Annotated in this window: 26 protein-coding genes; 12 read left to right on the plus strand and 14 right to left on the minus strand. The window is 66.1% G+C overall.

The window, feature by feature from the left end; translation table 11 throughout:
* The 6 genes from ASF72_RS10265 to ASF72_RS10290 form a co-directional block, all read left to right on the plus strand.
* On the plus strand, positions 1-337 hold a 337-nt coding region (locus ASF72_RS10265; RefSeq protein WP_442854161.1), incomplete at its 5' end, for a transketolase-like TK C-terminal-containing protein.
* 161 nt (positions 338-498) lie between these two features.
* On the plus strand, positions 499-1,743 hold the full coding sequence (locus tag ASF72_RS10270; RefSeq protein WP_056598620.1) for a PucR family transcriptional regulator: 1,245 nt from the start codon (positions 499-501) through the stop codon (positions 1,741-1,743).
* Positions 1,744-1,831: 88 nt separating this feature from the next.
* On the plus strand, positions 1,832-2,761 hold the full coding sequence (locus tag ASF72_RS10275) for an ACP S-malonyltransferase (RefSeq protein WP_200933641.1): 930 nt from the start codon (positions 1,832-1,834) through the stop codon (positions 2,759-2,761).
* Positions 2,758-3,819 carry a beta-ketoacyl-ACP synthase III gene (locus tag ASF72_RS10280; protein ID WP_050687144.1) on the plus strand — a complete coding sequence of 354 codons (1,062 nt, stop codon included), beginning with the start codon at positions 2,758-2,760 and terminating at the stop codon, positions 3,817-3,819. Before ASF72_RS10275 ends, ASF72_RS10280 begins: the two co-directional genes overlap by 4 nt.
* 77 nt (positions 3,820-3,896) lie before the next feature.
* Complete coding sequence (locus tag ASF72_RS10285; protein ID WP_009359314.1) at positions 3,897-4,142, plus strand: acyl carrier protein; 246 nt, start codon at positions 3,897-3,899, stop codon at positions 4,140-4,142.
* Between the two features lie 166 nt (positions 4,143-4,308).
* Entirely contained in the window at positions 4,309-5,544 is a 1,236-nt protein-coding gene (locus ASF72_RS10290; RefSeq protein ID WP_050687141.1) for a beta-ketoacyl-[acyl-carrier-protein] synthase family protein, read from the plus strand.
* Positions 5,545-5,643: 99 nt separating this feature from the next.
* Here ASF72_RS10290 and ASF72_RS10295 read toward each other — a convergent pair whose 3' ends face one another.
* The 3 genes from ASF72_RS10295 to ASF72_RS10305 all read right to left on the minus strand — a co-directional run bounded on the left by ASF72_RS10295 (position 5,644) and on the right by ASF72_RS10305 (position 7,983).
* Positions 5,644-6,147 (minus strand): DUF3145 domain-containing protein, encoded by a 504-nt coding sequence (locus ASF72_RS10295; protein WP_050687138.1) that lies wholly within the window; start codon positions 6,145-6,147, stop codon positions 5,644-5,646.
* Positions 6,148-6,387: 240 nt separating this feature from the next.
* A complete protein-coding gene (locus ASF72_RS10300) occupies positions 6,388-7,314 on the minus strand; it encodes a tyrosine recombinase XerC (protein WP_050687136.1) in 927 nt (308 codons plus the stop codon).
* A 57-nt stretch (positions 7,315-7,371) separates the two neighbouring features.
* A complete protein-coding gene (locus ASF72_RS10305; protein WP_056598626.1) occupies positions 7,372-7,983 on the minus strand; it encodes a TetR/AcrR family transcriptional regulator in 612 nt (203 codons plus the stop codon).
* Positions 7,984-8,120: 137 nt separating this feature from the next.
* Between ASF72_RS10305 and ASF72_RS10310 the strand changes: the two genes are divergently transcribed.
* The 4 genes from ASF72_RS10310 to ASF72_RS20790 all read left to right on the plus strand — a co-directional run bounded on the left by ASF72_RS10310 (position 8,121) and on the right by ASF72_RS20790 (position 11,328).
* Entirely contained in the window at positions 8,121-8,972 is an 852-nt protein-coding gene (locus ASF72_RS10310) for an alpha/beta fold hydrolase (RefSeq protein WP_056598631.1), read from the plus strand.
* Positions 8,973-9,971: an NADP-dependent oxidoreductase gene (locus ASF72_RS10315; RefSeq protein ID WP_056598634.1), complete on the plus strand. Its 999-nt coding sequence runs from the start codon at positions 8,973-8,975 to the stop codon at positions 9,969-9,971.
* Positions 9,972-10,018: 47 nt separating this feature from the next.
* The gene (locus ASF72_RS10320; protein WP_056598637.1) at positions 10,019-10,882 is read left to right on the plus strand and encodes an alpha/beta fold hydrolase; all 864 of its coding nucleotides are present in this window, start codon (positions 10,019-10,021) and stop codon (positions 10,880-10,882) included.
* 284 nt (positions 10,883-11,166) lie between these two features.
* Positions 11,167-11,328, plus strand: coding sequence for a hypothetical protein (locus tag ASF72_RS20790; protein ID WP_200933642.1), 162 nt, complete (start codon positions 11,167-11,169; stop codon positions 11,326-11,328).
* 57 nt (positions 11,329-11,385) lie between these two features.
* Here the strand turns inward: ASF72_RS20790 and ASF72_RS10330 are convergent, their stop codons facing one another.
* Positions 11,386-11,988, minus strand: coding sequence for a TetR/AcrR family transcriptional regulator (locus tag ASF72_RS10330; RefSeq protein WP_056598644.1), 603 nt, complete (start codon positions 11,986-11,988; stop codon positions 11,386-11,388).
* 165 nt (positions 11,989-12,153) lie between these two features.
* Here ASF72_RS10330 and ASF72_RS10335 point away from each other — a divergent pair, with 165 nt between their 5' ends.
* Both ASF72_RS10335 and ASF72_RS10340 read left to right on the plus strand, forming a co-directional pair.
* Positions 12,154-13,230 carry an alkene reductase gene (locus ASF72_RS10335; protein WP_056598647.1) on the plus strand — a complete coding sequence of 359 codons (1,077 nt, stop codon included), beginning with the start codon at positions 12,154-12,156 and terminating at the stop codon, positions 13,228-13,230.
* An 84-nt stretch (positions 13,231-13,314) separates the two neighbouring features.
* The gene (locus ASF72_RS10340) at positions 13,315-14,028 is read left to right on the plus strand and encodes an SDR family oxidoreductase (protein ID WP_056598650.1); all 714 of its coding nucleotides are present in this window, start codon (positions 13,315-13,317) and stop codon (positions 14,026-14,028) included.
* Positions 14,029-14,075: 47 nt separating this feature from the next.
* On the opposite strand, the gene dprA is transcribed toward ASF72_RS10340, so the two are convergent.
* The 10 genes from dprA to rimM all read right to left on the minus strand — a co-directional run bounded on the left by dprA (position 14,076) and on the right by rimM (position 22,132).
* A complete protein-coding gene (dprA, locus tag ASF72_RS10345) occupies positions 14,076-15,278 on the minus strand; it encodes a DNA-processing protein DprA (RefSeq protein WP_056598653.1) in 1,203 nt (400 codons plus the stop codon).
* Complete coding sequence (locus ASF72_RS10350) at positions 15,275-16,819, minus strand: YifB family Mg chelatase-like AAA ATPase (protein ID WP_056598656.1); 1,545 nt, start codon at positions 16,817-16,819, stop codon at positions 15,275-15,277. Before ASF72_RS10350 ends, dprA begins: the two co-directional genes overlap by 4 nt.
* Positions 16,820-17,176 carry a YraN family protein gene (locus ASF72_RS10355; RefSeq protein ID WP_050687108.1) on the minus strand — a complete coding sequence of 119 codons (357 nt, stop codon included), beginning with the start codon at positions 17,174-17,176 and terminating at the stop codon, positions 16,820-16,822.
* A 119-nt stretch (positions 17,177-17,295) separates the two neighbouring features.
* On the minus strand, positions 17,296-17,622 hold the full coding sequence (locus ASF72_RS10360) for a DUF2469 domain-containing protein (protein ID WP_050687107.1): 327 nt from the start codon (positions 17,620-17,622) through the stop codon (positions 17,296-17,298).
* A 51-nt stretch (positions 17,623-17,673) separates the two neighbouring features.
* Positions 17,674-18,501 (minus strand): ribonuclease HII, encoded by an 828-nt coding sequence (locus tag ASF72_RS10365; protein WP_082484213.1) that lies wholly within the window; start codon positions 18,499-18,501, stop codon positions 17,674-17,676.
* A gap of 2 nt (positions 18,502-18,503) precedes the next feature.
* Entirely contained in the window at positions 18,504-19,403 is a 900-nt protein-coding gene (lepB, locus tag ASF72_RS10370) for a signal peptidase I (RefSeq protein ID WP_050687104.1), read from the minus strand.
* The gene (lepB, locus tag ASF72_RS10375; protein WP_056598659.1) at positions 19,404-20,081 is read right to left on the minus strand and encodes a signal peptidase I; all 678 of its coding nucleotides are present in this window, start codon (positions 20,079-20,081) and stop codon (positions 19,404-19,406) included. It lies immediately after the preceding gene.
* An 86-nt stretch (positions 20,082-20,167) separates the two neighbouring features.
* Entirely contained in the window at positions 20,168-20,527 is a 360-nt protein-coding gene (rplS, locus tag ASF72_RS10380; RefSeq protein ID WP_050687100.1) for a 50S ribosomal protein L19, read from the minus strand.
* A gap of 249 nt (positions 20,528-20,776) precedes the next feature.
* Complete coding sequence (gene trmD / locus ASF72_RS10385; RefSeq protein ID WP_050687098.1) at positions 20,777-21,580, minus strand: tRNA (guanosine(37)-N1)-methyltransferase TrmD; 804 nt, start codon at positions 21,578-21,580, stop codon at positions 20,777-20,779.
* Entirely contained in the window at positions 21,581-22,132 is a 552-nt protein-coding gene (gene rimM, locus ASF72_RS10390) for a ribosome maturation factor RimM (protein ID WP_056598663.1), read from the minus strand.
* Between the last annotated feature and the right edge of the window lie 27 nt (positions 22,133-22,159).

Genomic DNA, 22,159 nt, shown 5'->3' on the forward strand with positions numbered 1-22,159 from the left:
GCCCGCACGGGTGCCCTTCGTTACCCAGCAGCTGGCCGGTGCCACCGGCCCGGTTGTAGCGGTCACGGATTACATGAAGGCAGTCCCGGACCAGATCCGGCAGTTCGTCCCCAACGAATTCGCCTCCCTCGGCGCCGACGGCTTCGGCTTCTCCGACACCCGCGCAGCAGCACGCCGCTTCTTCAAAAACGACACCCACTCCGTGGTGGTCCGCGCACTGGAGATGCTGGCACGCAGAGGCGAAGTGGATGCCCAGGCACCCGCCAAGGCGATCGATAAGTACAAACTGCTTGACGTTAATGCCGGCACCACCGGCGGCGCGGGCGGCGAGTCCTGATCACGCGTCTGTGACCTGACCCGATGACGACGGCGGCTCCCTCCGAAAGGCGGGGGCCGCCGTCGTACGTTCCGCAGCGCCCGGTGCTGTGACGCACACCAAGGCGGATTGTAGCCTTTGCACAAATGGAGCTTGTGGGGCGCGGGCCGTATGCTCGGAAGATGCCAGCACCCGCCACCCCGCCCGCGAAGCGCAAACCGGCCCAGCCCAAAGTCACTCCGGAGAAGTCCGAGACGCTCAAAAAGCTGCGGGCCAACGTGGGCCAGCTGTCCACCACCACCATGCGCGAGCTGGAGAAATCGCTCCCCTGGTACAGCCGGCTGAGCTCCGATGAGCGCTCGGCGCTGGGGATGGTGGCACAGAACGGCATCGCGGCGTTTGTTACCTGGTACGAGCGGCCCAGTTCGCCGTCCTGGATCCTGACCGACGTATTCGGCACTGCACCCACGGAACTCACCCGCTCCATCAGCCTCCAGAAAGCTCTCCAGCTGATCCGGATCGTGGTGGAGGTGGTGGAGGACCAGGTCCCGGTGATTGCCCCCGAAGCCGACCAGCCGTCGCTGCGCGAGGCTGTGCTCCGATACTCCAGGGAAGTGGCGTTCGCCGCCGCTGACGTCTACGCCCGCGCGGCCGAGTCCCGTGGTTCCTGGGATACCCGGCTTGAGGCACTGATTGTGGACGCCATCCTGCGGGGCGAAAACACGGATGCGCTGCGGTCCCGGATCGCCGCCCTTGGCTGGAAAGCGCAGGAACGCTTCACCGTGATGGTGGGCAACTCGCCGTCGGAACCCAGCGCCAGCTACGTCAGCGAACTGCGCAGGATGGCGGGTCGCTACGCGGAGGATGCCCTGGTGGGCATCCAGGGCGACCGGCTGATCCTGATCCTGGGCGGAGTGCAGGACCGGGAAACCGCCTACATCAAACTCAGTGAGATGTTCGCTCCCGGCCCGGTTGTGTATGGCCCCGAAGCCGGGTCCCTGCTGGAAGCCAGCAGCTCGGCCCAGTCGGCGTTCGCCGGCCTGACGGCGGCACGCGCCTGGCCGTCCGCGCCGCGCCCGGTGGCCGCCGATGACCTGCTGCCCGAGCGGGTGATCTCCGGTGACGACGCCGCGCGCCGGTCCCTGGTGAAGAACATTTACCGGCCCCTGGTGGCGGCCTCCAACGGGCTTGTCGAAACACTGGGAACCTATCTGGAACTTGGCCATTCGCTGGAAGCCACAGCACGGGAACTTTTTGTCCACGCCAACACCGTGCGGTACCGGCTCAAGCGTGTCTGCGACGTGACAGGCTGGGATCCGCTGCTGCCCAGGGAGGCCTTTGTGCTGCAGGCAGCCTTGGTGGTGGGACGGCTTTCGGCCCCGCCAAAGGCCGCCACGGAACGCCAGCCCTCCCGCAATCAAGCCTGAGCCGTTGTAGACTTCCTACAACCTGACCCCATGAGCTTGGTGCGGACAAACACCGCTGAACCACGCAGTAATTTGGAAAGCTGGATACGTGCTTGCAATAGTCTGCCCTGGACAGGGCTCACAGACCCCTGGTTTCCTGGCCCCCTGGCTGGAGCTGCCCTCGGTAGCGGGCCAGTTGGCCGCCCTCAGCGAAATCGCGGGCCTGGACCTCGTGGCCCACGGCACCACCTCTGATGAGGAAACCATCAAGGACACCGCCGTGGCGCAGCCCCTGATTGTGGCCGCAGGCCTGGTCACGGCGGCATCGCTGTTCGATGTGGACCTGAACTCCCTGCCCGTGATCCTTGCGGGCCACTCCGTGGGTGAGATCACCGCAGCAGCCCTCGCCGGCGTGCTGACCGACACCGAAGCCATGACGTTCGTCCGGGAACGGGCCAACAGCATGGCCGCCGCAGCAGCAGTCACCCCTACCGGCATGAGCGCCGTGGTGGGCGGGGACCCCGCGGAAGTCCTGGCAGCCATCGAAGCCTCCGGAGCAACCCCGGCCAACGTCAACGGCGCAGGCCAGACAGTTGCCGCCGGAACCTTCGACCAGCTGAAGGCCCTCGCGGAAAACCCGCCGGCCAAGGCCCGGGTTATCCCCCTCAAGGTGGCCGGCGCATTCCACACCAGCCACATGTCCCCCGCCGTGACCGCCCTCGAGGCCCTGGCCCCGCAGCTTAAGCCGCAGGCACCCACGGTGCCGCTGCTGTCGAATTTCGACGGCGGCGAGGTCACCGACGGCGGCGCCGCAGTGGCCAGCCTGATCGCCCAGGTCTCCCGTCCCGTCCGTTGGGACCTGTGCATGGAGACCCTGGTGGGGCGCGGTGTGACCGGCGTCATCGAACTCGCTCCGGCCGGGACCCTCGCCGGGCTCGCCAAGCGTGGCATGCCCGGCGTCAAGACCGTGGCTGTCAAGACCCCCGATGATCTTTCCGCCGCCCTGGCACTCTTCGCAGAACTGGAGGGAAACGCATGAGCGTTCCTACGCTGAAACAGGCTCCCATCCACGAGCACACCCGGATCCTGGGCCTTGGCGCCTTCCGGCCGGATGTCATTGTCACCAACGATGACGTCTGCCAGTGGATTGATTCCTCGGACGAGTGGATCCGCCAGCGGACGGGCATTGTCACCCGGCACCGGGCAGCGGCCGGCGTCAGCGTCATCGACATGGCCGAGGGCGCTGCCCGCGAGGCCATGGAGAAGGCAGGCATCCAGGCTTCGGAACTCGGCGCCGTCATCGTCTCCACCGTCACCCACCCTTACGCCACCCCGTCGGCGGCCGCCAGCCTGGCGGACAGGCTGGGTGCAACCCCCGCGCCGGCATTCGACATCTCAGCGGCCTGCGCCGGGTACTGCTACGGAATCGCCCAGGGCGACGCCCTGGTCCGCTCCGGTGCCGCCAAGTATGTCCTGGTGGTCGGCGCTGAAAAGCTCTCCGACGTCATCGACAACCGTGAGCGCACCATCTCGTTCCTTCTCGGCGACGGCGCCGGCGCCGTGGTCATCGGGCCTTCCGACACGCCGGGCATCGCCCCTTCCGTGTGGGGCTCGGACGGCAGCAAGTGGGACGCGATCGGCATGACCCGCTCCATGCTGGACGTCCGCGACCTCGGCATCGCGGCCCGGCAGTCCGATTCAACCGGCGACCTGGCCCTCCTCGAAGAGGCACAGGAGCTGTACCCCACCCTCCGCCAGGACGGCCAGACGGTCTTCCGCTGGGCGGTCTGGGAAATGGCCAAGGTGGCCCAGCAGGCCCTCGAAGCCGCCGGCGTGGAAGCTGAAGACCTGGTGGCGTTCATCCCGCACCAGGCCAACATGCGCATCATTGATGAGATGGTGAAGAAGCTCAAGCTGCCGGAGACGGTTACAGTTGCACGGGACATTGCCGATGCGGGAAACACTTCCGCGGCATCCATCCCGCTGGCCACCCACCGCCTGCTGCAGGAGAACCCGGCACTGAGTGGCGGGCTGGCCCTCCAGATCGGCTTCGGTGCCGGCCTGGTGTTCGGCGCCCAGGTAATTGTCCTCCCTTAGAAACGCCCACCGGGCCGCACCCGCGGCCTGACCCATTTCCGGCATCCCCTGCCGGTAATACAGAAAAGGAGCCATCAATGGCTAGCAACGAAGAGATCCTGGCCGGCCTGGCTGAAATCGTCAACGAAGAGACCGGCCTTGCGCCCGAGGCCGTGGAGCTGGACAAGTCCTTCACCGAGGACCTGGACATCGACTCCATCTCCATGATGACCATCGTGGTCAACGCTGAAGAGAAGTTCGGCGTCCGCATCCCCGACGAAGAGGTCAAGAACCTCAAGACCGTCGGCGACGCCGTCAGCTTCATCGCAGGCGCACAGGCCTAGCAACCAACTGCGCCGGCCACCGGCGCGGCAGGGCTGCCGGTCTGGACCACCGGACCGGCAGCCCGCGCTTTTTCCGGCACACGTGCCACGCGGCACAGCGCCGAACATCAACATGCGGGACCCTTCGAGAAACGAAGCCGGATTCCCACCGACAGAGAGTGATCCCATGACACGCAAAGTAGTCATTACCGGTCTGGGTGCCACCACGCCCATCGGCGGCGACGTACCCACGATGTGGAACAACGCGCTCAAGGGGGTCTCCGGTGCCCGCACCCTGGAGGACGACTGGGTTGCCCAGTACGAGCTCCCCGTCCACTTTGCGGCCCGCTGCAGCACCCCCGCCCTCGACGTGCTGAGCCGCGTCGAAGCCAAGCGGATGGACCCCTCCACGCAGTTCGGCGTTATAGCCGCCCGCGAGGCCTGGGCTGACTCCGGCATCACGGAGTTCGACAAGGACCGCCTGGCCGTTGCCTTCGCAACAGGCATCGGCGGCGTCTGGACCCTGCTGGACGCATGGGACACGCTGAAGGCCAAGGGCCCCAGGCGCGTCCTCCCCATGACCGTTCCCATGCTGATGCCCAACGGTGTGGCCGCTGCCGTCAGCCTCGACCTGGGTGCCCGCGCCGGCGCCCACACACCCGTGTCCGCCTGCGCTTCCGGCACCGAAGCACTGCACCTTGGCCTGGAACTCATCCGCTCCGGCAAAGCCGACGTCGTTATGTGCGGCGGCGCCGAAGCCGCCATCCACCCGATGCCGCTGGCCGCGTTCGCCTCCATGCAGGCCCTGTCCCGCCGCAACGACGACCCGCAGGGCGCCTCCCGTCCTTACGACACCGGCCGCGACGGCTTTGTTATGGGCGAAGGCGCAGGCGCCCTGGTCCTCGAGGCCGAAGAGCACGCCCTGGCCCGCGGCGCCCGCATTTACGGCGAACTGGCCGGCACCTCTGTCACCGCCGACGCGTACCACATCACCGCACCGGACCCGCAGGGACTCGGCGCAACCCGTGCCCTGAAGGCTGCCATGTTCGATGGCCGGATCCAGGCCGAGGACGTGGTGCACGTCAACGCCCACGCCACCTCCACCCCCGTCGGCGACAAGCCGGAGTACACGGCGCTCCGCGCGGCGCTGGGCACCCACGTGGACAACGTGGCCGTCTCCGCCACCAAATCGCAGATGGGCCACCTCCTGGGCGCTTCCGGCGCTGTGGAAGCGGTCCTCACCGTGCTCGCCGTGTACGAGCGCAGGGCGCCGCTGACCATCAACCTGGAAAACCAGGATCCGGAGATCCCGCTCGACGTGGTCACCTCCCCCCGGACCCTGCCCGGCGGCAGCATCGTGGCGCTGAGCAACTCCTTCGGCTTCGGCGGCCACAACGCCGTGGTCGCGATCCGCAGCGTGTAGTACGCCGGCCCAGGTGGCCGGTGCACAAAAGGGAGGCCCCGCCGTTGGCGGGGCCTCCCTTTCGCTATGGAGATTCGCGGCTGGAACGGCCGACGGCGGTCAGCCCACCTGGTGCAGCCAGCGGACGGGGGCGCCTTCGGCCGCGTGCCGGAAAGGCTCAAGCTCCTCGTCCCAGGCCTCGCCCAAGGCAAGAGACAGTTCGTGGTAGACCGCCGCGGGATCTCCGGCGCCAGATTCGTAGGCGTAGCGGATGCGGTCCTCGGAGACCATGATGTTTCCGTGCACGTCCGTGACGGCGTGGAAGATGCCGAGTTCGGGGGTATGGGACCAGCGGCCACCGTCTACGCCCTGGCTGGGTTCTTCGGTGACTTCATACCGGAGGTGTGCCCAGCCGCGCAACGAGGATGCGAGCGTAGCACCCGTCCCGGGTGTGCCGGTCCAGGACAGCTCGGCGCGGAACATTCCAGGCGCGGCCGGCTGCGGCGTCCACTCAAGGTCCGTCCGCTTGTCCACGACAGACCCCACTGCCCACTCGACGTGAGGGCACAGTGCGGTAGGGGCAGAGTGGATAAACAGCACACCGCGGGTTGTTGAATCAGACATTCCATCCTCCATGGCTCTAGGTACGTCTTCCCCAACGACCTCTGCCTGGACGGAACTGCTGACCCGCTTCTGCGGTGGTGCTTCCTCCCCGATATTAAGCTGTATTTCTCAAAGATGAGTCCGGACTTGCCCTGAGCACCAGACCCGAAGGGTTGAAGCTGCACTTGAAAGTTCCCGGACGTGACTCTCATTGTGCCGTACCCCGCAAAATAACGCCAGTGCGATTCCCCACACTTTCCGCTAAGCGCGGGGGTGCGCCTGCTGGTAGCTTTGCCGCAGCCGGTCAACGGAGACATGGGTGTAGATCTGCGTGGTGGCCAGGCTGCTGTGGCCAAGTATCTCCTGGACGGCACGCAGGTCCGCGCCGCCATCCAGCAGGTGCGTCGCGGCCGAATGGCGCAGGGCGTGTGGTCCGGAGGCGGAGGTGTCGCCGAGGGCTTCGAAGAGCCGGTTCACGAGCGTGCGCACCTGGCGCTGGTCCACCCGGCCGCCCCGGGCCCCCAGGAAAAGCGCAGGCCCGCTGGTGCCCGTGGCGACCAGCGGCCGGCCCCGCCGCAGCCAGTCGTCGACGGCGACCGCTGCGGGCACCCCATAAGGGACGGTCCGCTCCTTGTTGCCTTTGCCGATAACCCGCAATGTGCGGCGGTCGGGATCCAGGTCGTCCACGTCCAGCCCGGCCAGCTCGCCCACGCGGACGCCGGTGGCATAGAGGAGTTCCACGATGGCGCGGTCCCGGACCGCCAGCGGGCCGCCGTCGGACGCGGCCGTGGCGAGGCCCGCCAGCAGTCGGTCCAGCTGGGAAGCCTGCAGGACTCCGGGAAGGGACCGCTCCCGCTTCGGCGCCTTCAGCCGCAGGGCCGGGTCTGCGGGGATCCGCTCCTCCCGAAGAGCCCAGGATGTGAAGACCCGGGCGCTTGCGGACCTGCGCGCCAGGGTGGCGCGGGCTACGCCAGCCGAGTTCTGCGCCCCCAGCCAACGGCGGAAGGTGCCCAGCTCAAGGTCGGCCAGGCTTGCGGCGCCCTCCTGCGCAGCGTAGGCAAGCAACCCGGTCAGGTCACCAAGGTAGGCCCGCCGGGTATGGGGAGACACGGCACGTTCGCCGGAAAGGTAGGCGGCAAACGCCTCAAGGGGTTCGCCGAGCCCCGGCGGCAGGTCAGTGCACTCCACTCCCCCACCATCTCAAACCAGGCCCGGCCAGGCCCGGCAGACACGCTTAGGGCCAGGCTACTGGTTGGCTGAACTTCCCAGGGATACCTGGATCTGGCAGCGGATCCCATCGAGGACCTCTGCATCCGTGCGGGCGGCGTAGACAGCAGCGGTGGTGCCCAGGTGGAGGATGGCGGAGACGACCCGGGCCAGGACATCGGCGTCAGCAGGCTTGAGGGATCCATCGCTCCGCAGAATGTCCGCCATCACCAGCTCCAGCTTTCTGGAAAGCTGGAGCCCCTCCTGCCGGAAGGGTTCGCGCGGGTCACCGAAAACCAATTCCTGCTGATAGCTCCGGCCGTTTTCCGGATGCTCCCGGATGCATTTCACAACGGGTTCCAGAAGCGCCACCAGGGCCGGGACTGCACCGCGCCCCCTGACGAGCCGGGCTGCGGAGATCCCCTCCTGGATTGCAAGCTCAAACTTGACGTTCTGGACCATGATCAACAACTCGGCCTTGGTGGACGCATAGAGATACAGCGTTCCGATCGCCAGGCCCGCCCGGTCGGCTACCTGCTGCGTGGTTACACCGCGCACACCAGCCACGGCGAACAACTCCGCCGTAGCCGCCATGATCCGCAACCGCTTGTCCGCCTTGCGCCGTCCCCTGCGTCCCAGGGCTTCGTTCACGACGCCTCCTTGACAAGATTTATGAGTGTATTCATAATTGAGTCTACTCGGATACAACAGAAATGGCGAGATCATCAGGAGATACATTGGCGCACGAGGCGGAACCCGACCATAGGAGCGTCCCAACGCTGCAAGTAATGGCTGCGGGCCGGTCATTGGCGTACCGCGAGTTCGGCCGCCCCGGCGGCGTGCCGCTGGTTTTCCTGAACCACCTTGGCGCCAACCTGGACAACGCGGACCCCCGGATCATGGACGGACTGGCAGCCCATCGCCGTGTCATTGTCCTCGGCTACCGCGGTGTCGGAGGATCCGCAGGACGGGTCCGGACCACCATCGAGGAGATGGCAGCAGATACCGCGGCCGCCATCCGGGCCCTGGGTCATAACAAAGTTGATGTGTTCGGTTTGTCCATGGGCGGCATGGTGGCCCAGGAACTGGCGGAGTCCGTACCGAAGTTGGTGGACCGGCTCGTCCTGGTGGGCTCGGGTCCCCGCGGAGGCACTGGCCTCACCCGGATGTCAGGCGTCACCCTCCGCGGCACCCTTAAGGCCACAGCAACGCGCGAGGATCCCAAAACCTTGTTGTTTTTCACCCGGACGGCCGCGGGCAGGACCGCAGCTGCCAGCTACCTGGGCCGCCTCGCCGAACGCACAACGAACCGCGACGAGGCAGTGAAACCCGGGGTCTTCCTTGCCCAACTTGCCGCCGTGCGGCGCTGGGGTGCCTTGCCCGCGTCAACCTTGGCCCGGTCCTCGACTCCGGCGCTGATCCTCCATGGCGACAGTGACCGGATGGTTCCGCCCGCCAACGCAGCCGCGCTGGCTGCCCACTTCACCGAAGCAGCACTGGAGGTGTTCGCAGACTCCGGTCACGGCGCAGCCTTCCAGAACCACGCCCGGACAGTACAACTGACCCTCGAATTCCTGGACCGCCAGACCGGAAGCCCGGCCGCACGGAACACCACCAGCCCCAACCAAGGAGACATCTGAATGCGCGCGTTCGTCATCGAAAAGTACAAGCAGCCCCTGCACGAGGCAGACGTGCCGGAACCGACCGTCTGCGACCATGATGTCCTGATCCAGGTCGCTGCGGCAGGCCTGAACCAGTTGGACGAAAAGATCCGCGAAGGCGAGTTTAAGCAGATCCTGCCGTACACCTTCCCGCTAACACTGGGACACGATGTTGCCGGCACAGTTCTTAGTGTCGGCGCCAAGGTGGTGGGGTTCGCGCCGGGCGATGAGGTGTACGCCCGCCCGGCAAAAAATCAGGTGGGTGGTTTTGCAGAGCGGGTTGCAGTGGCTGACCGCGACCTAGCCCTGCGTCCAACCTCCGTCAGCCTGGTGGAAGCCGCTTCGCTGCCACTGGTGGCACTGACCGCATGGCAGGCGCTGGTGGAGAGGGGAAACGTCCGCCCCGGCCAGAAAGTCCTGATCCATGCGGGCGCCGGCGGAGTGGGCAGCATCGCCATCCAACTGGCGAAGCATCTTGGTGCCACCGTCGCCACCACCGTGAGCGGCCCCAACACCGGGTTTGCCCGCAGCCTCGGCGCAGATATTGTCATCGACTACAAAACGGAAGACTTTGAACAGCTGGTCAAGGACTACGACCTGGTCCTGGACAGCCTGGGCGGGGAAAACCTGGCCAAATCCCTGCGGGTACTCAAGCCGGGTGGCCTGGCAATCGGCATTGCCGGCCCGCCGGACCCCAGCTTCGCGGAGGCAAACGGCCTCAATGCGCTGCTGCGCTTTGGAATCGGCGCCATCAGCTCAAAGGTCCGCCGGCAGGCCAAAAAACTCGGCGTCAGGTACGAGTTCCTCTTTATGCGGGCCAGCGGCGACCAGCTGCAGAAGCTTGCACACCTTGTTGACAACGGTTCCATCCGGCCAGTGGTTGGAAAAGTCCTGCCATTCGATCAGACACCGGAAGCCCTCGCTTCGCTGGCCAGGGGCGGCTTCCGTGGCAAAGCGGTTATTTCCATCGGGCATTGAACCCGCACCCGGCCTAGAATTCAGTCACCCTCAAAGGAGAACCAGCCATGAGCAGCAACAACAGCGCCGAACCGGTTATCACGTCCTACGCCCAGGCGCCCACCCACACGGTAGACGCCGGCGGCGCCACCTACGCATACCGTGAACTGGGGCCCAAGGGCGGCATTCCCGTCGTGTTTTTTGTCCACCTGGCAGCGACGCTGGATAACTGGGATCCCCGGATCGTGGATCCCATCGCCCGCCACCGGCACGTCATTACCTTCGACAACAAGGGTGTGGGAGCATCCACCGGCCAGGTTCCACAAACCATCGAGGAAATGGCCGACGATGCCTTCACCTTCATCAAGGCACTCGGGTACACCAGGATCGACGTCTTTTCGTTTTCCATGGGCGGGATGGTGGCGCAGGACCTCGTGGTGAAGCACCCGGACCTGGTCCGGAAGCTGATCCTGACCGGCACTGGCCCCCGGGGCGGCAAGGACATGGACAAGGTCCTGCGCACCACGTACCTCGACCTGGTCCGCGCGGGGATCACCCGCTCGGACCCCAAAGAGTTTCTCTTCTTCAACCGCAACGCCACAGGAAAGCGGGCGGGTAAAGCCTTCATCAAGCGGCTGCAGGAGCGTGCCGCCGGTCGGGACAGCGAGATCAGCCTGAAGGCGTTCCAGACCCAGTTGCGGGCCATCCAGCGTTTTGGCCGCTCGGCTCCATCCGACCTGTCACAACTCACCCTGCCTACACTGATCGCCAACGGCGACAACGACAGAATGGTGCCCTCAATCCTCTCGAATGATCTGCACCAGCGAATCACGGGCAGCGAACTGGTGATCTACTTCGACTCAGGCCACGGCGGAATCTTCCAGTTCCACGAGGAATTTGCGCCGTTGGCCACCCGTTTCCTGGCATCCTGACCCAACTGTCCGGCGACGGCAGGCTCCACAATGGATGACAATCCGCGCACCGCCGTCAGCAAGCACTTCACCAGCTCCATTCTCTTATGGATGCGCAGCGACAAGCCCCGCCAGGATGGGATGGGCGGAAGATTGATGGCCTTGCGGAAGTAACCTTCACCTCCCTCCTGTCGCCACTGCTGGACCGCAAGCAAACAGCACTGGCGTACCAGGACGAAGTCAACGTTTTCCCGCCGCGCCCTCCTGTATGCGGCTGCCCCGAACACGTCCCGCTGGTACGCGGCGTGACTGGCCTTACGGAGCTTGCCGGGGCCGATGACCGGGACAGCTTCTGCACGGGAGGCGGTGCCGGCGGTGTCAGCAGCCTGCTGACACCAGCCGCATCAGCGATCCACGCCTACGACGTTGCAAAAACGCTGACTTACGTCCGGGTGGCCAGATACTGACCGCACCGGAATGAGAGTATCGTCCAGCAACCGGTAACCGGGTCGGCGCGGCAGCGGTCAGCGGGTCAGCAGCACTTCAACTTGGCCCTTGATGTCCTGGAACACCTGGTCGGCATCCGCAGCCGCGTTGAGGCTGACCGCCATGCTGAGGAACATCACTGCCGAGATCACCCTGGCCAGCGTCGCAGCCTCGGCAGCATTGAAGTTCCCGCGGTCCGACAGGAGACCGGCCATGGCCTCCTCGGTCTCGCCGACGATCGCAAGCGCCTCCCCATGGCGGGGTTCCTGCGGGTCGCCGAACGCCATTTCGCGAAGATAGGTCCGTCCGTTGTCCACCTGCTTCCGGTTGCATTCGACGATCGGCCGGACAATTGCCAGCACGGCGTCGGTGGGGTCATTGATGGCCGCCGCTTTCGCTTTGCCCGCTGCGAGCGCCTCGGCGTAGGTGGCGTTTTGCACCATGAGCAAAAGCTCGCCCTTGCTTTTGGCATACAGGAACAAAGTTCCCGCGCCGATGTCAGCTTTCTCGGCGATCTGCTGCGTGGTGACATCGTCCACACCGAATTCAGCGAACAGCTGGTCTGCCGCAGCCTTGATGCGGTCCAGCTTCTCCTGCTTGTTCCGTTCGCGTCGTCCTGGCGGCTGCTCTGCGGTGCCCATGGGTTGTTTTCTTTCTGGAATAATTAATGACCATACTCAGTTATGAGTATAGTCAACGCATCGGGATGCCGGTATCTCCGAACCATTCTCCCACGGCCGATCTCCACGAGCCGTTGACCGGCCTCGTTCAAACCCCTCACAAATAGTGCGAAGGATCACCCACCCATGATTTCAGCTTCCCTCTGGCAGCCGACCACTCTAGGCCGTCTTGAGCTTCCCCACCGCCTGGCCATGGCACCAATGACCCGGAACCGCGCAAATGCCGATGGCACCCCCGGACCACTGATGGCCGAATATTACGGACAGCGCGCGTCACTCGGGTTACTCATCACCGAAGGTGCGCAGCCGTCCGCTGATGGGCAGGGCTACCTGAACACACCCGGGATCTACACGGCAGAGCAGATCCAGGGCTGGCGGGAGGTCGCCGAAGCAGTCCATGCACGCGGTGGGCATCTGTTCATTCAACTGATGCACGTTGGGCGCATGTCCCACCCGGACAACACTCCCCACCACCGACAGCCGGTAGCGCCGTCGGCCATCTCCGCCGAACAGGATATGTTCACTCCAACCGGTCCGCAGAAGACACCGGTTCCCCTGGAACTCGACTCCGAAGGAATCCAGCAAGCCATCGCTGACTTCCGGACGGCGGCCGCGGCGGCGATTGAAGCGGGAGCCGACGGAGTGGAGATCCACGGCGCCAACGGTTACCTCCTCCACCAGTTCCTGTCCCCCAACGCCAACACCCGTACCGACGGCTACGGCGGTTCGGTAGCGAACAGGTCCCGTTTTGTTGTGGAAGTGGCCAGGGCAGTTGCCGGGGAAATCGGTGCCGACCGCACGGGCATCCGCATCTCCCCCGCCTTCCCGTTGGGCGGAATCGACGAAGGTGATACCGAAAGCGTCCGCCGGCAGTACACCCACCTGGTGGGCCAGCTTGCCACGCTGAAGCTCGCTTACCTGCACGTCCACCACCTCGGTGACGACGAGCTCCTGCGCTCCTTCCGCGACCTCTGGCCCACAGCCGTCCTGGTACTCCGATACGGACGCACCAAGGAGCAGATTGCAGACGAGATCGACGCCGGGCTGGCCGACATTGCTCCCTTGGGCCGCTTCGCCCTGGCCAACCCGGACGTCGTGGAACGGCTCAGGACCGGCAGCGCCCTGAACGAGCTGGATCCAGCCACGCTGTACGCAGGCGGCGCCGCAGGCTACACAGACTACCCAACGCTTGCCAGCGCCTGACCCCGGCCAACTTTCCATCGCAGGCGGCGTCCAGCGCTGCCACCCACCCACAAGCATGATCTTCACCAGAAAAGAGCACCAACAATGACTTCACTCAACGGAGCAATCGTCCTCGTCACCGGCGCCAACGGCGGCCTCGGCACGCACTTCGTCCACCAGGCTTTGGCGCGCGGCGCCGCAAAAGTGTATGCCAGTGCCCGTACGCCCCGGTCATGGGATGACCCCAGGGTTGTCCCGCTGACTCTTGACGTCACAGATTCCGAATCCATCGCGGCTGCAGCCGCCGCTGCGCCGGACGTGACCGTGCTGATCAACAACGCCGGTGCTGCCGTGTCCACCCCGGGCATCCTGATGCACACTGACGAGGAAATCCGCCGCAACGTGGAGACCAACTTCCTGGGTCCGCTCTTTCTGGCGCGGGCCTTCGCACCAGCCCTCAGGGCCAACCACAACGCAGCCATCATCGACATCCACTCCGCTTTGAGCTGGTACGCCGTCGCGGGCATCTACAGTGCCACCAAAGCTGCGCTGTGGTCAGCCACAAATTCACTCCGACTTGAACTCGCTCCTGCCGGGGTCCAGGTGGTTGGTGTCCATGTCGGCTACGTGGACACGGCCATGGCGGCCCACACCGGCGATGCCAAGGCCGACCCCGCTGAGGTTGTCCGCTCCGTCCTGGACGGCCTCGAGGCAGGCGCCCATGAGGTCCTGGCAGACCAGACCTCCGTGCAGCTCAAAGCGGGGCTCAGCGCTCCGATCGACGTTGTATACCCGCAGCTGCAGGAAACAACGCCCTAAAGCCCCGGGGCGCCAGCTGTCCTGCACCGGACCGCCGGCGCCCCCTGTCAGGCATCTGCTTTGCCCCGTTTCCACCCGCCACGCTCCGAAACGGCCAGTCCCAACAAACCCAGCCGTCCAAGGCCTGCCCGGACGGACTCCTGCCCCAGGCCGGCCACCACACCAAGCTTCTCAATGGATGTGGTGGAACGCAGCGGCAGGGCATCGAGCAGAATCAGGTCCTCGAGGGTCAGTCCGTCCTGCACCTGGACGGCGCCCTGGCGGAAGTCCTCCGCCAAGCCGTCACCGCTGGCGGAAGCCAGCTCCGCGACTTCAGCCGCGTCGGTGACACACACGGCACCACCATCCCGCAGCAGCCGGTGGCAGCCGGCGGAATTGGCGCTGTGCACCGATCCCGGCACGGCACCCACCGACCGGCCCAGCATTTCCGCGTGGTGGGCTGTGTTCAACGCGCCGGAGCGCCAGCGTGCCTCCACGACCACGGTTACGGCGGCAAGGGCCGCGATGAGCCGGTTCCTTTGGAGGAACCGGTAGCGCGTGGGCGCAGAGCCAGGCGGGACCTCGGCAAGCACCGCCCCCTGGTTGCACACAGCCCGCAGGAGATCCTCATTTCCGGACGGATAGAACCTGTCCACGCCACCGGCCATAACGGCGATGGTGGGCAACGGCCCGGCGCCGCCGGCCAGCGCTGCCCGGTGGGCATGGGCATCAATGCCGTACGCTCCGCCGGACACCACCGTGTACCCACGCTGCGCCAGGGAGTAGGCCAGGTCCCCCGTCACCGTGGCGCCGTAGCTGGTACTGTCCCGCGAACCCACCATGGCAATGCACCGCGCCGCCGCCGGGAGGGGTTGCTCAGTGCCCCGCCACCACAGGCAGAGCGGCTCCTGAAGTCCCAGATCGGCCAATTGGACCGGCCACAGCGGGTCCGAGGGGATAATCATCCGCCCGCCCAACCGTGCCATGGTGGCCAGATCCCGTTCCGGCGCCAGCTCCGGACTGCGCGGCAGCCAGCGCTTCAGGGCGGCACCCAGCCCCGACCAACCCGGGCCCGAACCGCCGGCGGCAAGCAGTCCCGTCATTTCCCGCTCCAGTTCGGGACCGGCAGCCAGCTGGCCGGTGGCGATCCGCAGGCCGTCCACTGCGCCCGCCACCTGCACCAGCGCGAGCCCGGCCGCGTCCTGCGGCTCCATCAGCCGGGATAACGCTGCCCTGGCAATCCGCTCCCCGCCGAACCCGCCGCCGATCATGCCGCCACCGCCGATGCCTGGCGCAGGCTCAGTGCCTGGCCGATGTCGTTATCGTCCGGGGTGTCACGCAGGCCCAGGTCCGCAAGCGTCCACGCCAGTCGAAGCACCCGGTCATAGCCGCGTGCCGTGAGGATTCCGCGTTCGAGGGAGCGGTCCAGGATTCTGGTTGACGCCGGTGCCAGCTTCAGCTCGCCACGCAGGATCCGCCCGGGAACCTGCGAATTGGTGTCCAATCCAAACCTGCCCAGCCGCCCCGTCTGACGGGCCCGGGCGGAACCTACGCGCTGTGCGATGGCTGCGGTGTTTTCCTCCGCCCCGGCCTGGCCGAACTCGGCGAGCGACACGCGCTCCACCTGCAGTTGGATGTCTACCCGGTCCAGCAGCGGCCCGGAGAGCCGGGAAAGGTACCGCCGCCGGGCCATCGGGGTGCACGTGCACTCGAGGCCCTTGCCGGAGGCTTTGCCGCAGGGGCAGGGGTTGGCGGCCAGGACCAGCTGGAACCGCGCCGGGTAGGCGGCTGTCCCCGCCGACCGGTGGATCACCAGTTCGCCGCTTTCCAACGGTTGGCGAAGGGCATCAAGCACCCGGCTTTCGTATTCCGGTGCCTCGTCCAGGAACAACACACCACGGTGGGCCCGGGATGCAGCACCGGGCCGCGGCAGGCCGGAGCCGCCACCGATGATGGCGGCCGCAGTAGCCGAATGATGGGGATTCTCAAACGGCGGCCGCCGCAGCAGCTGAACCGCCGCTGAGGGCAACCCGCAGAGCGAGTGGATGGCCGTCACCTCCATGGCTTCCTGGTCCGCGAGGTCCGGCAGCAGCCCGGGAAGCCGTTCTGCAAGCATGGTTTTCCCCGCGCCCGGAGGTCCCGTCAGAAGCAGGTGGTGGGCGCCCGCGGCCGCGACTTCCAGGGCACGCCTGGCTTCCGCCTGGCCGGACACGTCCGCCATGTCAGGACCCGGGCCAGGGTCAGCGCCTGCGGCCCCTGCTTCTTCCGGGTCCTCGGGTTCAAAGTCCAGTGCAAGGTCCTGCGGATCGGCACCGCAGTCCAGCGCCAGCCGGGCGAGCGTACGGTACCCCCGGACTTTGGCGCCGGGAACCAGGGCGGCTTCAGCGAAGTTGGCCTGGGCCACCACGATGTCCGGAAAACCGGCCTGCACGGACGCCATAACGGCCGGCAGGATGCCCCGGACCGGCCGGAGCCGGCCGTCCAGCCCCAGCTCGGCGATGAACACCGTCCGGCCGGTGGGCCGGATGTCGTTGGCAGCCCGCAGTACGGCGATGGTGACAGCAAGGTCGAAGCCGGATCCGCGTTTAGGCAGTGACGCCGGAATCAGGTTCGCGGTAATTTTCCTGCGGCTCAAGGGGATGCCGGAGTTTTTGGCTGCGGACCGGATCCTCTCCTTGGCTTCGTTCAACGAGGCGTCGGGCAGGCCCAAGATAACGAATGCGGGCAGCGTCTGGCCTATGTCGGCCTCCACCTCCACCAGGTAACCGTTCAGTCCCACCAGGGCGATGGAGTACGTGCGGCCCAAAGCCACTCACCCCACCCCCTTGAGGTGTTCGAGCACAGGTTCGCCGCCGCCGTCGTCCACCACGGCGATCACGTCCACCCGGCGCAGCGGCATCCGCAGTTCCCGCGCGCGGCACCAGGCCGAGCCCAGCCGGTGGAGCCGGGAAAGTTTCTCCTGCCCTACCGCCTCAAACGGGTGCCCGTAATCGAGGGAACGCCGCGTCTTCACCTCGGCGATGACCAACGCGTCCCCGTCCAGGGCCACAATGTCGATTTCGCCCTCGGAACAGCGCCAGTTGCGCTCCACCACCAGCATGCCCAGCGACTCGAGATACCCCGCCGCGAGATCCTCGCCGTGCCGGCCCAAAAGGTCCTTGGATTTCATGACCACCTCCGCGACCAGCCTGCAGCCAGGCCACGGTGGCCGGAACCACAGGGATCAGGTATGTGGACAAAGGGGGCCGGGACAGCAGCTGTGGAGGAAAAGAGAGGGGCAAGGCCCTGCTAGTTCCCCAGGTCAACATCCTTGGGCAGCGCCAGTTCCTCGTTGCGGGGAAGTTCCTCGACATTGACGTCCTTGAAGGTGAGAACCCTGACGCTTTTCACAAAGCGCGCCGACCTGTACACGTCCCAGACCCAGGCGTCCTGCAGCGTCAGGTCGAAGTAGACTTCCCCGTCTGCGCTCCGCGCCTGCAGGTCCACGTGGTTGGCAAGGTAAAAACGCCGTTCGGTCTCGACAACGTAGCTGAACAGGCTGACAACATCGCGGTATTCACGGTAGAGCTGCAGCTCCATGTCAGTCTCATAGTTTTCAAGATCCTCAGCACTCATGCATCCATCTTGCACCATGACCGGCGCCGTCAGCGCCGTGGCACTGCCGCGTCAGTAATCCCCTCCAAGGCCGTCCGCGGCTTCTCCGGCCGGTAACTGCCCCGCGTCCTGTAGTTCACCGCCCAGAAGCCGCCAGCTGACGCGGTGGTGCGGCGACGGCCCGGCAGCCCTGATCGCGTCGCGGTGCAGGGACGTGGCGTAGCCTTTGTTGACGTCCCAGCCGTAGTCCGGATAGCCGGCGTGGAGGGTGCGCATGGCCTGGTCCCGCTCAACTTTGGCGATGACGCTGGCTGCCGCGACACTGAGGCACTGCATATCGGCTTTGATCCGGGTGCGGACCGGCGCTTCACAGGCTGCCGCCAGGACGGGGCCATCGAAGAGGGACTCCTGGGCGGGGGCCGAGAGCCAGTTGTGGTTCCCGTCGAGCAGCACCAGGTCCGGAACGATGCCACCGGCCAGCACGCTGTTCCAGGCCCGGGTGCCTGCCAGCCGCAGGGCCGCGATGATCCCCACAGCGTCGATCTCTGCAGCCGTGGCGTGGCCCACCGCGCAGGCCACGCTCCAGCGGCGGACCAGGGGCTCCAGCCGCTCCCTCTCACTGACGCTGAGCAGTTTGCTGTCCCGGACACCGGCCAGTGGCTTTTGCTTCGCCAGGTCGACAACGGCGATGCCAACGCTCACAGGTCCGGCCAGTGCGCCGCGGCCAACTTCGTCCACGCCGGCCAGGTAGCGTACGCCCTCAGCCTTGAAGGTGCGCTCAAAGCGCAACGTGGGCGCTTTTGACCGGACCGGCGTTTTGGCGGCCTTGGCGGTTTTCCGGACGGCCCTGACAGGCGCAGCGGCTGCCTGGGTTTCCGCTGCGTCCACGGGGTTGGACATGCTCAGCCTGCCGCCGGGACGCCCCGGAACACGTCCGGGTAGTTATCCAGCGCGGTGATGCGGTTCAGCGGCCAGGCGATGACAGCGGCCTTGCCTTCGAGGTCGTCGAGGTCGATGAACCCGCCGTCGGCGTCCGTGTGGGCACGGGAATCCGCCGAGTGGTTGCGGTTGTCGCCCATGACCCAGATCTTCCCTTCGGGGACCACAACGTCGAAATTGCGTACCTGCGGGATCTCGGCCGGGTTGATGTAGGTCTCGTTGATGGCCGCGCCGTTGATGGTGAGCTTCCCGTCCGCGTCGCAGCACGTGACGTGGTCGCCGGGAAGGCCGATGACCCGCTTCACCAGGTGCTGCTCGGAGTTGTCCGGGAGGAGCCCCACAAAGGCCAGCCCGTCCTGGATCCAGGTGAACGGACCCTGCGCCTTGTCGGGTGCGGCCGGCAGCCAGCCCTTCGTGTCACGGAACACCACAACGTCTCCCCTGTTCAGGCCGAACGGCTCAGGGACCAGGAGATTGACGAAGATGCGGTCATCGACTTCCAGGGTTTCCACCATGGAAGGGGAAGGGATGAAGAAGGCCCGGAAGAGGAAGGTCTTGATCAGGAAGGACAGGACCACGGCAATGACCACAACGGTGGCCACTTCCTTCAGCCAGGCGAAAACCGGACTGCCGGTGGGCTGGGCCTTCGCGGAGCGGCGGCCCTGGGGAACGGCCGGCGTACCGGCTTCCGAAGCGCCGGAATCCGAATGACCGGAATCCGCGGCACCTGCATCAGCGCCGGTTTCCGCAGCGCGGGGACCCGTTTCGCCGTCAGCCGCCGCGGGGTTGGTTGCTTCGCCGGACGGGAGGTCCGATGCGCCGTCCGGACGCGGCTCTGAAGGCCGCGCGTTGTTCTCGGGCATCTACTGTCCGTTCTCTGTTGATGTTCCGGCCAAAGGCGGCCGGGCTACTGCTGCAAATCTATCAAGCGGCCAGATGATCTGGACCGGCCGGCCGATGATCCGGTCCACCGGAACCATGCCGCCGCCGGGGGCGCCCAGCAGGCTGCGTGAATCCGCCGACAGGGACCGGTGGTCGCCCATCAGCCAGAGCCGGCCCTCCGGGACCACGGAATTGAACTTCTGGGTGCTCGGGGCGTCGCCGGAAAAGATGTACGGCTCCGCCAGCGGCTTCCCGTTGACGGTGACCTGTCCGGCCGCGTCGCAGCACACCACGTGGTCGCCCGGCACTCCGATAACGCGCTTGACGTAGGTGGTGTCGCTGCCGGTCAGGCCCAGCCACTGCGTCACCGCGGAGACCGCGTCGCCAAGCGGACCCTTTCCGCTGTTGAGCGGGGCGAACGTACCCCGGCCGTCAAAAACCACAATGTCGCCGCGCTGAACGGGTTCGTCCCGGAAGCCGGTCCGGGACACCAGGATCCGGTCCCCGCCCTGGAGCAGGGGTTCCATGGATTCCGATGGAATGTAGTAGACGTCCAGCCACAACGAGCGCACCAGGCCGCTGGCAACCACGGCCAGTGCCAGCGCCAGGAACGCAAAACGCCAGCCCTTTTTGCGGGGCTGGCGTTTTGTGTGGTCCATAATCCGTATCCTGGGCGCTGGTGCTGGAGGGCTCCGGCGCTGGCCGGATACGGCTTGCGGCCCGGCCTTGCAGGTCCGGAAGGGACCTACTTGGCGGAGCTGAAGTCGCGCTTTTCCTTGATCTTTGCAGCCTTGCCGCGCAGTGCGCGCATGTAGTACAGCTTGGCGCGGCGGACGTCACCCTTGGTGACAACCTCAATCTTGTCGATGATCGGGGAGTGCACCGGGAAGGTACGCTCCACGCCCACGCCGAAGGAGACCTTGCGGACCGTGAAGGTCTCGCGGACGCCGTCACCCTGGCGGCCCAGGACGAAGCCCTGGAATACCTGGACACGGGAGTTCTTGCCTTCGATGATGTTCACGTGCACCTTGAGGTTGTCGCCTGCGCGGAACGCGGGAACATCGGTGCGCAGCGAAGCTGCATCTACGGAATCGAGAATATGCATGATTGCACTCCTGGTGAACGCCACAGGTCATTCACTTTGGGTCACGGCCGCCAGGCCCGGGCGCTGATGCGCACCGGAAATCACGGCCGAAAGGTAAGTGTCCTGCCCCCGTCACTGATTGAAGGGGCCGGTTGTCTTGGCTGTTGGTAACGCTCCCCCTGTAGCAGGCGCGGACCCAGCAGACACAAGGACTAATTTTGCCACAGCGCGGCGCTTACAGCCAATCAACCCGGCCAGGACGCGGAAGGTTCAGTCCCGCTGCGCGTCCGGGCGGCGCACCAGGGCGCCGTCCACAACCTCGTAGCCCAGGTTGTACAGCTCGTTCCGGTCCGCCCGCGGCAGGTTGACGGCAACGAATGAGTCCATCAGGTCCGGGCGGCGGGCGGCCGTCCGGCGGTACTGCTCGTGGCGCCGCCACTGCGCAATTTTGCCGTGGTTGCCGCTCAGCAGGACCGCAGGGACCTCACGGTCGCGCCACACGGACGGCTTGGTGTAGACGGGGTACTCCAACAGCCCGTCTGAGTGGGACTCCTCGACGAGTGATTCCGGATTTCCCACCACCCCGGGAAGCAGCCGGCCAATGGCCTCCACCATGGCCAGGACCGCTACCTCGCCGCCGTTGAGGACGTAGTCACCCAGGCTGACGGGCCGGACAGTGAAGTGCTCATGGGCCCATTCAATGACCCGCTCGTCGATGCCCTCATAGCGCCCGCACGCAAAAGCGAGGTGCTTTTCCTCGGCCAGTTCATAAGCCAGCGCCTGCGTGAAACGCTCGCCGGCAGGCGAGGGGACGATCAGGACCGGCTTCCCACCGTCCTGGGGGTGCATTCCCGCGACCGCAGCCAGCGCCTCGGCCCACGGCTCAGGCTTCATCACCATTCCGGCGCCGCCGCCGTAGGGCGTGTCGTCCACGGAACGGTGCTTGTCGGTGGTGAAGGTCCGGAGGTCGTGGACCACCAGGTCCAGCAGCCCGTCCTGGCGCGCCTTGCCGATCAGCGACAGTTCAAGGGGCGCCAGGTAGTCGGGAAAGATGCTGACGACGTCGACGCGCATTTAGGCGGTGCCTTCCGGGCCTTCGGGGGCGCCGGCGTCGTCCGTGTTGACTTCGAAAAGTCCGTCCGGCGGGGTGATGACGATGTAGCCGCCGGCGACGTTGACCTCGGGCACGATCTGCTCCACAAAAGGAACGAGGATTTCGGTTCCGTCGGGGGTGGAGACCATCAGGAGGTCCTGGACCGGCATGGTGTTCAGCGCGGCGATTTTTCCGACCACGCGACCGGCAACCCGGGCCTCGAGCCCGACGAGTTCGTGCTCGTACCAGCCCTCGTCGTCGTCATCGTCGTCGAGTTCCTCCGTTTCGATGAACAGTTTGGCGCCCCGCAGGGTTTCCGCCTGGTTCCGGTCGGCCACCTCGTCGAAGGCCAGCAGGAGGATGTCCTTGTTCCAGCGTGCGCTGATAACCGTCAGCGGGCCGGCGGAGGCCGGTTCAACCACGAACTCGGTGCCGGGGGCAAAGCGGTCGCCGGGAACATCCGTCAGGACCTGGACCGTGACTTCCCCGCGGATGCCGTGGGGTTTGCCGATACGCGCCACCTGGAGCTGCATGTGTTCCTCTGTTCGGGATTGAAATAC

Source organism: Arthrobacter sp. Leaf141, assembly GCF_001424565.1.
Lineage (GTDB): Bacteria > Actinomycetota > Actinomycetes > Actinomycetales > Micrococcaceae > Arthrobacter.

Excerpts from the sequence above, each read along its gene's own strand:
- ASF72_RS10355 (WP_050687108.1), bottom strand. The coding sequence starts at position 17,176 with ATGAAATCCAAGGACCTTTTGGGCCGGCACGGCGAGGATCTCGCGGCG.
- ASF72_RS10290 (WP_050687141.1), top strand. The coding sequence starts at position 4,309 with ATGACACGCAAAGTAGTCATTACCGGTCTGGGTGCCACCACGCCCATC.
- rimM (WP_056598663.1), bottom strand. The coding sequence starts at position 22,132 with ATGCAGCTCCAGGTGGCGCGTATCGGCAAACCCCACGGCATCCGCGGG.
- ASF72_RS10340 (WP_056598650.1), top strand. The coding sequence starts at position 13,315 with ATGACTTCACTCAACGGAGCAATCGTCCTCGTCACCGGCGCCAACGGC.
- ASF72_RS10315 (WP_056598634.1), top strand. The coding sequence starts at position 8,973 with ATGCGCGCGTTCGTCATCGAAAAGTACAAGCAGCCCCTGCACGAGGCA.
- ASF72_RS10295 (WP_050687138.1), bottom strand. The coding sequence starts at position 6,147 with ATGTCTGATTCAACAACCCGCGGTGTGCTGTTTATCCACTCTGCCCCT.
- dprA (WP_056598653.1), bottom strand. The coding sequence starts at position 15,278 with ATGATCGGCGGCGGGTTCGGCGGGGAGCGGATTGCCAGGGCAGCGTTA.
- ASF72_RS10360 (WP_050687107.1), bottom strand. The coding sequence starts at position 17,622 with ATGAGTGCTGAGGATCTTGAAAACTATGAGACTGACATGGAGCTGCAG.
- rplS (WP_050687100.1), bottom strand. The coding sequence starts at position 20,527 with ATGCATATTCTCGATTCCGTAGATGCAGCTTCGCTGCGCACCGATGTT.
- ASF72_RS10365 (WP_082484213.1), bottom strand. The coding sequence starts at position 18,501 with ATGTCCAACCCCGTGGACGCAGCGGAAACCCAGGCAGCCGCTGCGCCT.
- lepB (WP_050687104.1), bottom strand. The coding sequence starts at position 19,403 with ATGCCCGAGAACAACGCGCGGCCTTCAGAGCCGCGTCCGGACGGCGCA.
- lepB (WP_056598659.1), bottom strand. The coding sequence starts at position 20,081 with ATGGACCACACAAAACGCCAGCCCCGCAAAAAGGGCTGGCGTTTTGCG.
- ASF72_RS10335 (WP_056598647.1), top strand. The coding sequence starts at position 12,154 with ATGATTTCAGCTTCCCTCTGGCAGCCGACCACTCTAGGCCGTCTTGAG.
- trmD (WP_050687098.1), bottom strand. The coding sequence starts at position 21,580 with ATGCGCGTCGACGTCGTCAGCATCTTTCCCGACTACCTGGCGCCCCTT.
- ASF72_RS10270 (WP_056598620.1), top strand. The coding sequence starts at position 499 with ATGCCAGCACCCGCCACCCCGCCCGCGAAGCGCAAACCGGCCCAGCCC.
- ASF72_RS10285 (WP_009359314.1), top strand. The coding sequence starts at position 3,897 with ATGGCTAGCAACGAAGAGATCCTGGCCGGCCTGGCTGAAATCGTCAAC.
- ASF72_RS10310 (WP_056598631.1), top strand. The coding sequence starts at position 8,121 with ATGGCTGCGGGCCGGTCATTGGCGTACCGCGAGTTCGGCCGCCCCGGC.
- ASF72_RS10330 (WP_056598644.1), bottom strand. The coding sequence starts at position 11,988 with ATGGGCACCGCAGAGCAGCCGCCAGGACGACGCGAACGGAACAAGCAG.
- ASF72_RS10280 (WP_050687144.1), top strand. The coding sequence starts at position 2,758 with ATGAGCGTTCCTACGCTGAAACAGGCTCCCATCCACGAGCACACCCGG.
- ASF72_RS10320 (WP_056598637.1), top strand. The coding sequence starts at position 10,019 with ATGAGCAGCAACAACAGCGCCGAACCGGTTATCACGTCCTACGCCCAG.